The organism is Micromonospora sp. NPDC048905 (assembly GCF_040649655.1).
Classification (GTDB): Bacteria; Actinomycetota; Actinomycetes; order Mycobacteriales; family Micromonosporaceae; genus Micromonospora.
In genome coordinates, this window is the sequence record NZ_JBEZFV010000017.1 from 77404 (window position 1) to 91788 (window position 14385).

Annotated in this window: 11 protein-coding genes; 8 read left to right on the forward strand and 3 right to left on the reverse strand. The window is 73.3% G+C overall.

Features of this window, described 5'->3' with window-relative positions:
- Window positions 1-145: 145 nt before the first annotated feature.
- Complete coding sequence (locus AB0C01_RS30435) at window positions 146-1144, forward strand: linear amide C-N hydrolase (RefSeq protein ID WP_357572769.1); 999 nt, start codon at window positions 146-148, stop codon at window positions 1142-1144.
- Window positions 1145-1220: 76 nt separating this feature from the next.
- On the opposite strand, the gene AB0C01_RS30440 is transcribed toward AB0C01_RS30435, so the two are convergent.
- Window positions 1221-2657: a hypothetical protein gene (locus AB0C01_RS30440; protein ID WP_357572770.1), complete on the reverse strand. Its 1437-nt coding sequence runs from the start codon at window positions 2655-2657 to the stop codon at window positions 1221-1223.
- 138 nt (window positions 2658-2795) lie between these two features.
- Between AB0C01_RS30440 and AB0C01_RS30445 the strand changes: the two genes are divergently transcribed.
- From AB0C01_RS30445 to AB0C01_RS30460, 4 genes are all read left to right on the forward strand, one after another.
- The gene (locus tag AB0C01_RS30445; RefSeq protein ID WP_357249033.1) at window positions 2796-3500 is read left to right on the forward strand and encodes a DUF305 domain-containing protein; all 705 of its coding nucleotides are present in this window, start codon (window positions 2796-2798) and stop codon (window positions 3498-3500) included.
- 69 nt (window positions 3501-3569) lie between these two features.
- Window positions 3570-4781 (forward strand): sensor histidine kinase, encoded by a 1212-nt coding sequence (locus AB0C01_RS30450; RefSeq protein ID WP_357572771.1) that lies wholly within the window; start codon window positions 3570-3572, stop codon window positions 4779-4781.
- Window positions 4778-5443: a response regulator transcription factor gene (locus tag AB0C01_RS30455; protein ID WP_357249038.1), complete on the forward strand. Its 666-nt coding sequence runs from the start codon at window positions 4778-4780 to the stop codon at window positions 5441-5443. Before AB0C01_RS30450 ends, AB0C01_RS30455 begins: the two co-directional genes overlap by 4 nt.
- A 147-nt stretch (window positions 5444-5590) precedes the next feature.
- Complete coding sequence (locus AB0C01_RS30460; RefSeq protein WP_357572772.1) at window positions 5591-8065, forward strand: FtsX-like permease family protein; 2475 nt, start codon at window positions 5591-5593, stop codon at window positions 8063-8065.
- Window positions 8066-8237: 172 nt separating this feature from the next.
- On the opposite strand, the gene AB0C01_RS30465 is transcribed toward AB0C01_RS30460, so the two are convergent.
- Entirely contained in the window at window positions 8238-9500 is a 1263-nt protein-coding gene (locus tag AB0C01_RS30465; protein ID WP_357249044.1) for a nucleotide sugar dehydrogenase, read from the reverse strand.
- Window positions 9501-9626: 126 nt separating this feature from the next.
- Entirely contained in the window at window positions 9627-11000 is a 1374-nt protein-coding gene (locus tag AB0C01_RS30470) for a serine/threonine-protein kinase (protein WP_357249046.1), read from the reverse strand.
- Window positions 11001-11540: 540 nt separating this feature from the next.
- Between AB0C01_RS30470 and AB0C01_RS30475 the strand changes: the two genes are divergently transcribed.
- From AB0C01_RS30475 to egtA, 3 genes are all read left to right on the forward strand, one after another.
- Window positions 11541-12173 carry an RNA polymerase sigma factor gene (locus AB0C01_RS30475; RefSeq protein ID WP_357249049.1) on the forward strand — a complete coding sequence of 211 codons (633 nt, stop codon included), beginning with the start codon at window positions 11541-11543 and terminating at the stop codon, window positions 12171-12173.
- Between the two features lie 16 nt (window positions 12174-12189).
- Complete coding sequence (locus AB0C01_RS30480) at window positions 12190-12981, forward strand: hypothetical protein (RefSeq protein ID WP_357572773.1); 792 nt, start codon at window positions 12190-12192, stop codon at window positions 12979-12981.
- A 157-nt stretch (window positions 12982-13138) separates the two neighbouring features.
- On the forward strand, window positions 13139-14377 hold the full coding sequence (gene egtA / locus AB0C01_RS30485; RefSeq protein WP_357572774.1) for an ergothioneine biosynthesis glutamate--cysteine ligase EgtA: 1239 nt from the start codon (window positions 13139-13141) through the stop codon (window positions 14375-14377).
- Window positions 14378-14385: the final 8 nt, after the last annotated feature.

Below are 14385 nucleotides of genomic sequence, written 5' to 3' on the forward strand. Positions count from 1 at the left end.
GCCGCACCGTTGGCGGCCCGTCGCCCTGCTGATTCGCCCGTTGAAGCAGAGCAAAGGTGAACTCGGGGCGGCCGGGGTGGGCGATGCGCCGGGGTGAAACAGCGCGGTGGACAACCGTCTACCGCTGCCATAGCGTCCAACGGGTATGCGGAGGACCCTGCCGGCCGTTGCGACGGCCCTGTTGCTCGCCCTGACGTCCTGTGCCACATCCGGGCCGGCGGGCCCGTCGCGCGTCGGGTCGCCGGCCGCCACCCCGGCCGCTTCCCGCCAGGACGCCGCCCAGGCCGAGCAGACTATGGCCAGCCTGCGCCGGGTCGACGACCTGCCGCTGTACGAGATGACGTACGTCGGGGCATACGACCCGACGGTGGGGACCGACGCGGCCCCGCCCAGTCCGTTCGGCTGCTCGCTGTTCGTCGCCGCCGGTGACCTGGCGCGGCCGTTGTTCGCCCGCAACTTCGACTGGGACGCCAACCCGGCGCTGGTGCTGCGGACCGACCCGCCGGACGGCTACGCGGCCGTGTCGCTCGTCGACATCTCCTACCTCGGGGTCGGCGCGGACCCGGCCGGTGACCGTCGGCTGCTCGACGCGCCGCTGCTGCCCTTCGACGGCATGAACGAGCGGGGCCTCGCCGTGGGGTTGGCGGCGGACGACGCGGCGACCGCCCGCCCGGTCGCGGGCAGACCCACTGTCGGTTCGGTGCGGATCCTGCGGTTGGTGCTGGACCGGGCCGCGACGGTCGACGAGGCCGTTGCCGTGTTCACCCGGCACAACCTCGACTTCGACGGAGGGCCGCCGCTGCACTACCTGCTGGGCGACGCGTCCGGCGCATCCGCCGTGGTCGAGTTCGTGGACGGGGAGATGCGGGTGGAGCGGGGCACGGGCGGCTGGCAGGCGCTCACGAACGTGCCGGTCGCAGGGGTGCCCGAGCAGCGCCGCCGGGAGGACCGCCGGTACGGGCAGATCGCCGCCGTGCTCACCGACGCGGGCGCGGTGGTGGACGCCGACGCGGCGCACCGCATCCTCGCCGCCGTTCGGCAGGGGCATACCCGTTGGTCGGTGACGTACGGCCTGCGCAGCGGTGAGGTTCGACTGATCACCGCGGGCGGTGGCGAGCGCCGTTACCAGTTGGCCGTGCGCTGACGCGCGTACCCCCTGGGAACGTGGACGGGCCCGGCCCTGCGGATTCGAGGGCCGGGCCCGGTGTCGTGCTTGGTGCCTACCAGCCGAGGAAGCTGGGCTGGGTCTGCACGTTGAGCTCGTTGTAACGGGTCAGCTTGGCCGTCCAGGTCCGCCAGTCGTTCAGCTCCAGGACGTCCAGGCCCTTCACCATGTCGTTGGAGTAGATGTGGCCGTTGTAGTAGTACGCCGACCAGGTGCCACCACCGACGGGCAGGGTTGCCGAGAGCGGGCCACGCTCCCAGAAGGCGATCTCCTTCGGGTTGGCCGAGTCGGTGAAGTCCCAGACCGAGATGCCGCCCTGGTACCACGCCTGGACCATGATGTCGCGACCGAGCACCGGCACCAACGAGCCGTTGTGTGCCACGCAGTTCTCGGTGGCCGCGTTGACCCGCGGGATCTTGTAGTAGCTGCGGAAGGTCATCGTCCGGGCGTCGCCGCGGCCGGCGATGTCGTAGATGGCGTCCGCGCCCCGGTTCGGTCCGATGGCCTCGTTGCAGGTCGCCGCCCCGCCGCCACCCAGCTCGTCGGTGAAGATCACCTTGGTGCCGGAGTTGTTGAACGTGGCGGAGTGCCAGAACGCGAAGTTGACGGTGTCCCGGACCCGGTTGATGACCCGGGGCGCCTCCCGGTTCTTGATGTCGAGCAGGATGCCGTCACCCATGCAGGCGCCGGCGGCCAGGTCCTTCGACGGGTAGGCGGTGATGTCGTGGCAACCGGTCGTTGCCGAGCCGGTCCCGCTGCCGGGGAAGCCGCCGTCCGGGAAGAGGTTCGGCGTCGCCACCACGGCGGCGTCGGTGGGCTTCTTCAGCGGCACCTTGATGATCGAGATGGAGTCGTGCGGCGGTTGGCAGTCCGGGAACTCGGCCCGCGGGCTGTACGACGAGACGTACAGGTAGATGGCCTTGCGGTCCTTGCCCGGCACCAGGGTGTGGGTGTGCGAGCCGCAGGCCGTCTCGACGGACTTGATGTAGCGGGGGTTGGCCTTGTCCTTGATGTCGAAGACCTTGATGCCCTCCCAGGACCCCTTCACGTCCGCCCCCTGCGTGGTGCTGTTGCAGGAGTCGTCGCTGCGCGACGAGTCGGTGGAGAGGAAGAGCAGGTCACCGTGCACGGAGATGTCGTTCTGCGACCCCGGGCAGAGCACCCGGGCCGTGACCGTCGGGGCGCTGGGCCGCGAGATGTCGTAGATGACGAAGCCGTTGTAGTTGCCGGCGAACGCGTACTTGCCCTGGAAGGCGATGTCGCTGTTCGTCGCGTCCAGTGGGGCGACCTTTGGCACGTTGGCGATCTGCCGCAGGTTGGGGCTGCTGACGATCTCGTCGACGCCGGGGATCGCGTTGGTGGTGGGGGCCGACGGCGGTGCCACCTGGGCGTTGCCGGGCGGGGCGACGAGCGCGCTGGCGACGAGGAGCCCGGTTGTGGCGAGCGCCACGATGCGGAGTTGTCGTGGCCGTGGCATGTGGAGTCTGATCATCGGCGAGGCCCTTCGCAAGGGGGAGATGATTGTCGACACCTTACCGTCCGACGAAGAACGTCGATGTGATGCGGGTCACATCAAAGTGCCTGCGTCAATGGATAGCATCGCGATGACCTCGACTCCAGGGAGTGGCCCATGACCGATCGGCGCGCACGAACCCTGGCGATCGTCACACTGGCGTTCCTGCTCGCGCTTGTGACAGTCGTCGTGAGCCGCGCCGGCGGCGACGCCCCGACCGGCGCCGCCCAGTCCGCATCCGCGCCCGCCACCTCCGCCTCGCCGACGGTCAGCCCGGTCCCCACCGACCTGACCGTCATCGCGCCCGGCCGCCCGGGTGAGGCCGCGGCCACCCGCGCGGCCCACGAGGTCCGCGACGCGGGTCCCGCACCGCACAACTCGCTGGACGTGTTGTTCGTCCGGATGATGATCCCGCACCACGCGCAGGCCCTCGCGATGGCGGAACTCGCCCCGGACCGCGCGGCCGACCCCGACATCCGCGCCCTCGCCGAGCGCATCAGGGCCAGCCAGGGACCGGAGATGGGCATGATGCGGGGCTGGTTGCAGACCCGCGGCCTCCCGGCGGAGGTCGAGGGGCACGACCACGGCGCCATGCGCGGCATGCAGTCACCCGAGGCGATGCGGCAGCTCACCGCCAGCCGTGGCCCCGACTTCGACCGGCTCTTCGTCCAGATGATGACCGCGCACCACGAGGGTGCCATCGAGATGGCCACCAACCTGCTGACCGTCGGTTCCGACCTCACGCTCAACGAGTTCGCCACCTCGGTCGCCACCGAGCAGACCGTCGAGATCGACCGCATGCGCGAGGTCCTCGGCCGCTGACCCGCGCCGGACCGCGCGCGAACCGGTCCGGCCAAGGCGCGAGGACCCGTCGACCGGTACGTACGCTGGGTGACCGTGGAACGCACGATGTTCGGTCGCCCGCTGCGCGGCGTCGCCTTCGACGTGTCCGTTTCCGTCGTGGTGGCCCTCATCGGCCTGGCCGGCGCGGCGAACCTGGCGGGCGGTTGGGCGGCCGCGCTGGTCTGTCTGGGGATGGCCGTGGCGCTGCTGTTCCGCCGCGCGCACCCGGGCGCGGTGACCGTGGTGATCGCCGCGCTCGGCCTGGTGCAGGTGATCGCCCGGTGGGGTCCGCTGCCGTTCGACGTCGCCGTCCTGATCGCGCTCTACAGCGTGGTGAAGTACGGCGAGCGGCTGCGCGCGGCGGTGCTCGCCGGTGCGGTCGCCGCCGTGGGAGTGGTGCTCGCCGCCGTGCAGACGCCGGGCGTGATCAGCTGGTGGGTGACCGCGCTGTGGTACGCGCTGGTCACCGGCGCGGTGTGGCTGGTCGCGCTGAACGTGCGGACCCGCCGGCTCTACGTGCTCAGCCTGGAGGAACGAGCCACCACCCTGGAACGCGAACGGGAGGCCGAGTCCCGGGCGGCGGTCGCCGAGGAGCGCACCCGGATCGCTCGTGAGCTGCACGACGTCGTCGCCCACAGCCTGGCGGTGATGATCGTCCAGGCCGACGGCGCCCGGTTCATGCTCGACCGTGACCCCGCGCAGGCCCGCACCGCCGTGAAGGTGGTCGCGGACACCGGCCGGTCGGCGCTGGAGGAGATGCGCCGGTTGGTCGGCGTCCTGCGCGACGCCGGCCCGTCCGGCGGCGACGGGCTCGTGGCGGCCGCCGACCCGGAGCACCGGCGCCTGGCGCTGGCCGAGCTGCCCGACCTGCTGGCCCGCTTCGGTGACGCCGGGCTGCACATCCGCAGCACCGTCACCGGCGAACAGCCGGCCCTGCCTCCGGGGTTGGAGCTGACCGTCTACCGGGTGGTGCAGGAGGCGCTGACGAACGCGCTCAAGCACGCCGGCGTCGGCGCCGTCGTCGAGGTCGCCCTGACCCACACCGCCGAGGCCGTCGTGGTCCGGGTGCGCGACGACGGCCGGGGTCGCCCGCTGGTCAGCCCGGCGCCGTCCGGCGGTCACGGTCTGCTCGGCATGCGGGAGCGGGTGACGGTGTACGACGGCAGCCTCACCGCCGGCCCCCGGCCGGCCGGGGGCTGGCAGCTCGAGGTCCGGCTACCGCTACCGTCGGAGCCGGCAACGGAGGTGATCGCGGCATGACGGTCCGGGTGGTGATCGTGGACGACCAGGCGCTGGTGCGCGCCGGGTTCCGGATGGTGCTGGGCTCCCAGCCCGACCTGGAGGTGGTCGGGGAGGCGATCGACGGCGCGGACGCCCTGCGGGTGCTCGCCCGCACCGAGGCCGACGTGGTCGTGATGGACATCCGGATGCCCACCATGGACGGCGTGGAGGCGACCCGGCAGCTCTGCGCCGGCCGGCCCGCGGGCCCGCCCCGGGTGTTGGTGCTGACCACCTTCGACACCGAGGCGGACGCGTTCGCCGCCCTCCAGGCCGGGGCGAGCGGGTTCCTGCTCAAGAACGTCCCGCCGGAGGAGCTGCTGGCCGCGATCCGGGTGGTGGCCCAGGGCGACTCGGTGGTGGCCCCGTCGATCACCCGGCGGTTGCTGGACCGGTTCGCCGGGCAGCTCGGCGCCGCCCCGAGCGCGGACCCGCGCCTCACGCAGCTCACCGAGCGGGAGCGGGAGGTGCTGCTGCTTGTCGCACAGGGCCTGTCCAACGCGGAGATCGCCGCCCGGGTGCACGTGGCCGAGGCGACGGTGAAGACCCACGTCGGTCGGATCCTGGCGAAGCTCCAGCTGCGCGACCGGGTCCAGGCGGTGGTCCTGGCGTACGAGAGCGGGCTGGTGACACCCGGCGGATGACGCCGCGTACGACCTGGGGCGTAGGGGGCGGTGGGCGCACCGCGACCCGGGACGCACGCAGGTCGAGAGTGCAGGTGGAGATCCACCGACCGGCGGCGACCATAGCGTCGGAGGGGTCCGATCCGCCACCTGCACCGGGAGCCCCGCATGATCCGCCTGACCCTGCGCTCGTTGCGTGCCGAGGCGCTGCGCATGCTGCTCTCCGCGCTGGCCGTCGTGCTCGGTGTCGCGTTCGTCGCCGGCACGATGATCTTCGTAGACGGGATGCGGACCGGGGCGTACGAGCGGGCCGGCACCTTCGACCGGCACACCGACCTGGGGGTCTACGCGACAGGCGCGGAGTTGCTGCCGCCGGCCCTCGTCGATGAGGTGCGGGCGGTCGACGGGGTGGCCGCCGCGGCCGGTGAGCTGACCAACACCGCCGGGATCGTCGGCTCCGACGGCCGTCCGGTGCTCGGCTTCACCATGCTCGTGGCCATCCCCACCGAGCAGGCTCTGCGCTCGTACGACGTGGTCGCCGGCCGGCTGCCCGACCGGGCCGGGGAGGTGGTGCTCGACGCGCCGACGGCGACCGAGGAGGGCTTCGCCCTCGGCGACGAGGTTCGCGTCGGCGGCAGTGGCGGCGCGGCCCGCCCGTACACCCTGGTGGGCACCGTCGACGTGGCCGGCACCGTGCGCGACGTGGGAGGCCCGTTCGTCGGCCTGGTCGGGCCGGACGCGTTGGCCCTCACCGGCCAGCGGGGGTACGGCCGCATCATGGTGGCGGCCCGACCGGGCGCCTCCGTCGCGGCGGTGACCGAGCGGGTCCGTGCCGTGGCCGGCGGCGACACCACCGTGAAGAGTCGCCAGCGGATCCTCGACGAGGCCGTCGAGGAGTCGGTCCGCAATGTGGACCAGTTCCGGATGCTGCTGTTGATCTTTGTGGGGGTCGCGGTGGTGGTGGCCGGCTTCGTGATCGCCAACACCTTCGCGATCGTGCTGGCACAGCGCACCCGGCGCACCGCCCTGTTGCGCCTGATCGGCGCCACCCGGGGGCAGGTGTTCCGGGCCGCCCTGCTGGAGTCGGCGGTGCTCGGGCTGGCCGCCTCCGCACTCGGGGTGCTGCTCGGGGTGGCCCTCGCCGCCGGACTGCGGCTGCTGATGTCCCATCTGGACGTGCCGGGCACCGGTGGTCTGACCGTGACCGGTTCGACGGTGCTGACCGGCCTGCTGTTGGGCACCGCGCTCACCGTGTGCGCCGCCCTGTTCCCGGCCTGGCGGGGCACCCGGATCGCGCCGGTGGCCGCGCTCACCGACGCCGCGGTGCAGCCGAGCCGGGGCGCCGGCCGGGTTCGGTTGGCCTTCGGCGCGGTGCTGCTGGCCGTCGGTGTCGCCGCGCTGGCCGGTGCCGCCAGCGCCGGCCAGTTGGTGCTGGTGGCGGCCGGCGGGGTGCTGACCTTCTTCGGGATCGTGCTGTTCGGGCCGGTGCTCGTCCCGGCGCTGGCCCGGGTGTTCGGCTGGCCGGCCCGTCGCGTCCTGGGGGCGACCGGCGCGCTGGCGGTGGCCAACACGGTCCGCAATCCGCGGCGGGTCGCCGCGACCGCCACCGCCCTGGTGATCGGGATCGGACTGGTGTCGGCCTTCGTGGTCGGCGCGCGTAGCACCAAGGACGGCATCGAGCGCAGCGTGGACGCCCAGATCGGGACGGACTTCGTGGTCAGCGGAATCGGCCAGGAACTCCCGGCCGCGCTCACCGGCGAGCTTGCCGCCCGACCCGAGTTGGGGGTGGTGCACGAGCAGCGCCACACCGTCGTCGCCGGCGTCGAGATCCGGGCGGCCCACCCGGCGCTGGTCAGCCGGACACTGGGCGGGGTGCTGACCGGCGACGCCACCCGGGTGGGTCCCGGGCAGGTGCTTGTCCACCGGGAGTTGGCGCAGGCACGCGGCCTGGAGGTCGGCTCCCCGGTGACCGTCGCGGACCGGTCGTTCCGGGTGGCGGCGGTGGTCACCGACGACACACCCGCCGACGGCGCGCCCGCGGGTCACGTCATCGACATGGCCGACGCGGACTTCGCCGCGCTCTTCCCCGGTCAGCGCGGCTTCCTGGCCGAGATCGACCCCGCCGCCGGGGTGAGCGCCGAGCGGGCCCGGGACGTGGTCGAGGCGGTGCTGGCCAGCTACCCGACGGTGAACCTGATGGACCAGGGCGCGTACAAGAAGATGCTCACCGGCACGGTGGACATGGTGCTCGGCTTCATCACCGCGCTGCTCGGCCTGGCCGTGGTGATCGCCCTGGTCGGCGTGGCGAACACGCTGAGCCTGTCGGTGGTCGAGCGGACCAGGGAGAACGCCGTGCTGCGGGCGGTCGGGCTCACCCGAGGACGGATGCGGGCGGTGCTCGCCGTCGAGGCGGTGCTGATGGCACTGGTCGGTGCGGTGCTCGGCGTCGGGCTGGGCACCGGCGTCAGCGCCTCCGCGATGGCCCTGTTGACCCGCCTCGGCGGGGACTTCCACCTGGTGCTGCCGTTCGGCCAGCTCGGGCTGATCCTCGGCGTCGCGGTGCTGGCCGCCCTGCTCGCCTCGGTCCTGCCGGCCCGCCGGGCGCTGTCCCGCCCGGTCGTCGAGGCGCTCGCCGACCAGTGACCGACGCTGGACCCGCCGGCGGTGCCGCCGTCCGCTGCGTCCAGCGGTTGCCGCCGCCCGCTGCGGCCGGCCGGCTCCGTCGACGGGGCCGGCCGTCCGGGGGCGGGAACGGACATCCGCCGGCCGGTCCCGCCGTCTTCCCCGGCGGCGGGACCGGCCAGCGGTGCCGGGTCTACAGGCGCTCGACCATCGGGCCGACGCACCGGTTGCGGGTGTCGAAGACGTAGCGCGCGTGCCGGACCACCAGGTCGTAGTCGAAGCTGTCGTGGTCGGTGACCACCACCACCGCGTCGGCGGCGCGGATCTCCTGCTCGGTGAGCCCGACCACGGTCACCCCGGCCGGGATCTGGTGCGCCTCGGCGTAGGGCTCGACCGCGTGCACCTCGGCGCCCAGCGACCGGAGCCGGAGGGCCACGTCGACCGCGGGGGAGTCGCGCATGTCGCCGGTGTTCTTCTTGTACGCCAGACCGAGCAGCAGCAGCCGGGCGCCGCTGACGGCCCGGCTGTCCCGGTTCAGTCCCGCCATGATCCGCTGCGCGACGTGCTCGGGCATCTCGTGGTTGATGTCGTTGGCCAGCTCGATGAACCGGAACTGCCGGCCGAGGCGCCGCTTGACCTGCCAGGACAGGTAACACGGGTCGATCGGCAGGCAGTGTCCGCCGACTCCGGGACCGGGCCGGAACGGCAGGAATCCGAACGGTTTGGTCTCGGCGGCGTCGATCGCCTGCCAGACGTCGATGTCGAGGTGGTGCGAGAGCATGGTCAGCTCGTTGATCAGCGCGATGTTGACCTGGCGGAAGGTGTTCTCGATCAGCTTGGTCAGCTCGGCCACCTGGGTCGAGCCCACCGGCACGGTGCGTTCCACGAGGCGCTGGTAGAACTCGTCCACCCTGGCCAGCGACGCCGCGTCCACACCGGAGACCACCTTCGGCGTGTTCTCCAACCGCCACGTCGGGTTGCCCGGGTCGATCCGCTCCGGGCTGTAGCCGAGATGGAAGTCCCCGGGGCTGCGCAGCTCACTGGCCGACTCCAACAGGGGGCGCAGCAACTCCTCGGTGGTGCCCGGGTACGTGGTCGACTCCAGGATCACCGTGCACCCCGGGCGGACGTACGGGCCGATGCCGACACCGGCCTGCTCGACGAAGCTCAGGTCGGGGGTGCCGTCGCGCAGCGGGGTCGGCACGGTGATGACACAGATGTCGAAGCCTTCGGCATCCGTGTATTCCGTGCTGGGGTGGTACCGGCCGCTCCCCAACGCGCGGCCCAGCCGGTCGGTCGGGATGTCCTCGATGAACGACTCGCCCGAGGCGAGACGCTTCACCCGGTCGGCGTCGACGTCGAGGCCGACGACGTCCAGCCCCGCCTCCACCGCGCGCATCGCCAGCGGCAGCCCGACGTACCCCTGACCGATCACGACCAGCTTTTCAGCCTTCACCCAGGCTCCCGCAGCAGATGGTGGATATGACCTGCTGAGGAGCCTAGAGGGGTGTTCGGCGGTTCAAGTCCGTTTTGGGGATATCGGTGCTGGTGGGACTGTCGGCGCCCGGCGAAGCCGGCGCGTTCAGTTGACCTCCGGTCCCTCCGGAACGGCCGGCGGGCTGTCCGTGGCCGTCGGAGTGGGCACGGAAGACGGGGTCGGCGGGGTGCTCGGCGCGGTGGTGGTCGGCGGGGTGGTCATCGTCGGCGTCACCGAAGGTGTCGGCGGGTTGACCGTCTGACTGGGGCGCGTGCTCGGCGTGACGGAGATCGACGCCGACGGGGAGTTGCCGGGCACCACCGACCGGTCGGGCCGGGTCGGGCCACCGGTAGCGATCTGCTCGTTGCCCGCTGGCAGATCCAACGGGCCGCTCGGCGCCGCCGTCGGCGAGCTGGACGGCAGGTTGACCGCCGGGTCGTTGGGCTTGCGCGCCGTGGCCAGTGCCACCCCGAGCCCGACCACCGCGACGAGCACGGCCACCGCCGCGCCGACCAGCGGACCCCGGCGTCGCTGACGCGCGTCCCGAGCCCCACCCGCCACCGCCGCGCCAACCGGCCCGTCGCCGCGGGCGCCCGGCCCGGCGTCGCGCAGCGGAGCGGCTGCCACCATCGCGGTGGGCGGCTCGCCGCCGGTCACCGCGGTCCGGGCGGCCTCGGACATCGCCGCGCCGCTGGTGAAACGGTCCAGCGGGTCCTTGGCCAGGGCCCGGGACACCAGGGCGCGGACCGCCTCCGGAATCTCGTGCGGCAGCTCCGGCGGCTCGTCGTCGAGGTGTCGCACGGCAACCTGGAGGGGGTTGTCGCCGGTGAACGGCGGACTCCCGGTGAGGCAGCAGTAGGTGACCGCGCCCAGCGCGTAGATGTCTGTCGCGCCGGTGACCGGTCGCCCGGCGGCCTGCTCGGGGGCCATGTAGAGGGCGGTGCCGGGCACCGCGTTGGTGCTGGTGATGCTGGTGATGTCGAGCGAACGCGCCACGCCGAAGTCCACCAGGACGACCGAGCCGTCCTCGAGCACGAGCAGATTGCTGGGCTTGACGTCGCGGTGCACGATGCCGCCGCGGTGCGCCGCGTTCAGCGCCGCGGCGGCCTGGGCCACGATCGACATCGTCTCGCCCACGTCGAGGCGGCCGGCCGTCTCGATCCGCTTGGACAACGGCTCGCCGGCGACGAACTCCATGACCAGGTAGTCCGCCCGACCGGCGCCGTCGGGCAGGTCGTCGGCGCCGCAGTCGAAGACCTGCACGATGCCGGGGTGCCGCAGCGCCGCCATGATCCGGGCCTCGGCTCGGAACCGGGCGATGAAGTCGGGGTCGGAGACCAGCGTCGGCAGCAACACCTTGACCGCGACCTGCCGGCCGAGGATCAGGTCCGCGGCAAGCCAGACGTCGCCCATGCCGCCCGTGGCGACACGTTCGTCCAGGCGGTACCGACCGCTGAGCACGACCCCCGATGACAACACCGCAATACCGTACCCAGAGTGGCGCGCGGCGGCGCGACACGGGCTGTCCGCCGAACGAGTGACAACCGCGGCGTATCCGCTCTGACCTGGATGGACACCGCCGCCCCGTGACGGTGCGGCAACGTGTTGTGACGAAAGGTGACATATCTCGGCACGTCGGTGTGATCGACGCTGGCCGAAAGGGTGGGAAGCGGCCAGGTTTGCGCGCTCTGCTCACGGGCAGTGATGACGACACGCCGGCTCGCCGGGTTGATTATTGTCACTCTTCCGTGACAACGTCCCGGCTTGTCGCGTCGTTGGCCCCGTCCTAGCGTTAGCCCGGCTCGAGCCGCCCCCGGTCACCTCGGCCGTCGGCGCGCCGAGCTGACGACCCTGGCGTCGGCCCACAGACACCCCGGACCGACGACCTCGGTCACGGGTGGGACCAGATCGGCGGAGGGCGGCGGGGCGGGTGGTGAGCGGTCGGACGATGCGTACCGCGTGGTCTGCTCCGTCGCGGCGGAGCAGGGCGGCCCGAGCCTTACACGCCACGGGGCGCGGATGACCGGCGAACTGTCCGAGGCGGTCAGCGCGGCGCAGGCGGGGGACGAGGACGCGTTCCGCCTGCTCTACCGCAGTCTCCAACCGGGCCTGCTGCGCTACCTGACCGCCCTGGTCGGCCCGGACGCGGAGGACGTCGCCTCCGAGACCTGGTTGCAGATCTCCCGCGACCTGCCCACCTTCACCGGTGGCGAGTTCCGCGCCTGGGCCGTCACGATCGCCCGCAACCGGGCGATGGACCACCTGCGCCGGCTGCGCCGTCGACCGTCCCTGCCGGTCCCGGTGCACGCGCTCGTCGACCTGGCCAGCACGGCGGACACCGCCGAGGGCGCCAGCGAGACGATCGGCACCGAGACGGCCCTGGCGCTGATCGCCACCCTGCCTCCCCGGGAAGCCGAAGCGGTCCTGCTGCGGGCCGTGATCGGGCTGGACGCGGGATCCGCCGGTCGGGTCCTGGGCCGCCGGGCCGGTGCCGTCCGCACGGCCGCCCACCGCGGTCTGCGGCGGCTCGCGGCCGTGCTGGAGACGCAGCGCGCGGCCGAGCCGTCCGTCGAGGTCGACGGGGTGCCACCACCCCGCACGGGCGGCAGCGCATCCCTGCGGGCACCGCACGCCGAGCCGGCGGACGGCTGACGTGAGGGGATTCTGGATGAACCCGTTCCGGCGCGTCGACCACGCCGAGACCGAACGGCTGCTCGACTCGGCCCGCGCCGACGTGGACGCGTCGTCGGACCAGGCACGACGGGCCACGTCGCCCGGAGGGGAGCCGGCCCGCGTACCCCCGGCGGACCCGGTGGCCGGCGTGCTCGCCGCGGCCTCCGGCCCGGCCCGGCCCGAAGAGTTGGCCGGCGAGGAGGCCGCGCTGGCCGCGTTCCGGGCCGCCCGGGCCGCGCCGGCGCCGTCCGTGCCCCACCGACCCGGCCGTCGCCGCCTGACCACCGGCGCGTTGATCTGGATCGGCGCGGTCGCGGCCACCGCCACGGCGGGCGCCGCCTTCGCCGCGGTCAATCTCGACCGGACACCGGAGCCGGTCGTACCGACGCCGTCGCGGACGTCGGCGAGCCCCGACCGGAGCGCACCCACGTCCGGCGAGCCCGGTCGATCGACCCCGCCCGCCCCACCGACGTCGGGCCAACCGTCTCCCAGCGCGCCGGTGTCGGACCGGCCGCCGGTGCCCGGCCCGCCGTCACCGGGCACGCCGTCGACCCCTGGCGCGCCGGCCGGCCAGTTGCACGGCCTGTGCCGTGCCTGGCAGGCCAAGAAGCCCGAACAACGGGAGCAGGCACTACGGACGCCGGCTTTCGAGCGGTTGGTCGCTGCCGCCGGCGGCGTGGCCGAAGTCGAGGCGTACTGCCAGCGGTTGGTGCCCGAGTCCCGACCGTCCGAGCCGGCGAAGCCCAAGGCGCCACCGTCACCGACGGGCCACCCCGCCCGTCCGTGAACGGCCGGTGGCAGCCGCGTTTCCGTTCCGCCCTGCGTGGGAAAATCGTCTGTTAGACAGGGGTGGGTGGCGCTCGTACGTCCCCGACGGTGTCGGTGGGTGGGTTTACGGTGGCACCCGTGTCCCGGAGTCGGCACACGGAGAGGGGTCCCTACCGTTGGTGACGTCACCCGAGTTGGATCGCAGCGCCATCCTGCGCGAGTCCGGAGCCGCAGGCCACCACCTCGCCCGGATCTGCTTCAAGACCGGCCCACCGACACTCACCGGCGTCGAACTGGAATGGACCGTGCACGACGCCGCCGATCCCGCCCGCCCCGTCGACCCGACGCGGCTACGGGCGGCGTTGGGGCGGCACAGCCCCGCCACGCTGGATGCCACCAGCCCGGCCGAGCCGCTGCGACACGGCGGCCTGGTGACCCTCGAGCCGGGTGGCCAGTTGGAAATATCCACCCCGCCCCGCCCCTCGGTCACCGCATTGATCCAGGCCACCGAGGCCGACATCGCCCAGGTCACCGACCTGCTGGCCGCCGCCGGGCTGATCCTCGGCCGCAGCGGCATCGACCCCCACCGACGGCCCCGCCCGGTGGTGGAAACTCCCCGCTACCGCGCGATGCGCGACGCCTTCGACAGGCACGGCGCAGCCGGCCGCACGATGATGTACAGCACCGCCGGCCTGCAAATCTGCCTCGACGCCGGTGAGCCGGACCAGGTCGCGGCTCGCTGGGCGGCCGCCCACGCGGTCGGGCCGCCGCTGCTCGCGGTGTTCGCGTCGGCCAACCGGCACGCCGGGCGGCGCACCGGCTGGGCTTCCGCGCGGATGGCCGCCTGGCTGGCCATCGACCCGGCCCGCACCCGCCCGGTCTGGACGCCCGGCCACGCCGACGACGACCCGACCGCCAGCTGGATCCGGTACGTGCTGGCCGCGCCCCTGCTCTGTCTGCGCCGGCAGGGCACGAACTGGACCGCGCCGCCCGGCGTGACCTTCGCCGACTGGCTCGACGGCGCGTTGCCCCGACCGCCCACCACCGACGACCTCGACTACCACGTCAGCACCCTCTTTCCGCCGGTGCGCCCGCGCGGCTATCTGGAGCTGCGCTACCTGGACGCCCAGTCCGACCGGGACTGGCGACTACCGCTGGCGGTGCTGGCCGCCCTCTTCACCGATCCGGGCACGGTGCGCGCGGCACACGAGGTCGCCGCGCCGGTGGCGCACCGCTGGTCGGCCGCCGCCCGACACGGCCTGGCCGACCCCGCGCTCGCCGCCGCGGCGGCGGCGCTGCTCGACCTGGCCCTGCGCACACTGCCCCGGCTGGACCTGGCGGCGGGCATCCACGACGAGATCCAGCACGGACTACGACGGCGGCTGTCCGCCGCGACGGGAGGGCGGCACAGGTGACCACGAGG

Coding starts and splice junctions, on each gene's coding strand:
- AB0C01_RS30435 (WP_357572769.1), top strand. CDS start 146: ATGCGGAGGACCCTGCCGGCCGTTGCGACGGCCCTGTTGCTCGCCCTG.
- AB0C01_RS30440 (WP_357572770.1), bottom strand. CDS start 2,657: ATGATCAGACTCCACATGCCACGGCCACGACAACTCCGCATCGTGGCG.
- AB0C01_RS30460 (WP_357572772.1), top strand. CDS start 5,591: ATGATCCGCCTGACCCTGCGCTCGTTGCGTGCCGAGGCGCTGCGCATG.
- AB0C01_RS30455 (WP_357249038.1), top strand. CDS start 4,778: ATGACGGTCCGGGTGGTGATCGTGGACGACCAGGCGCTGGTGCGCGCC.
- AB0C01_RS30445 (WP_357249033.1), top strand. CDS start 2,796: ATGACCGATCGGCGCGCACGAACCCTGGCGATCGTCACACTGGCGTTC.
- AB0C01_RS30480 (WP_357572773.1), top strand. CDS start 12,190: ATGAACCCGTTCCGGCGCGTCGACCACGCCGAGACCGAACGGCTGCTC.
- AB0C01_RS30475 (WP_357249049.1), top strand. CDS start 11,541: ATGACCGGCGAACTGTCCGAGGCGGTCAGCGCGGCGCAGGCGGGGGAC.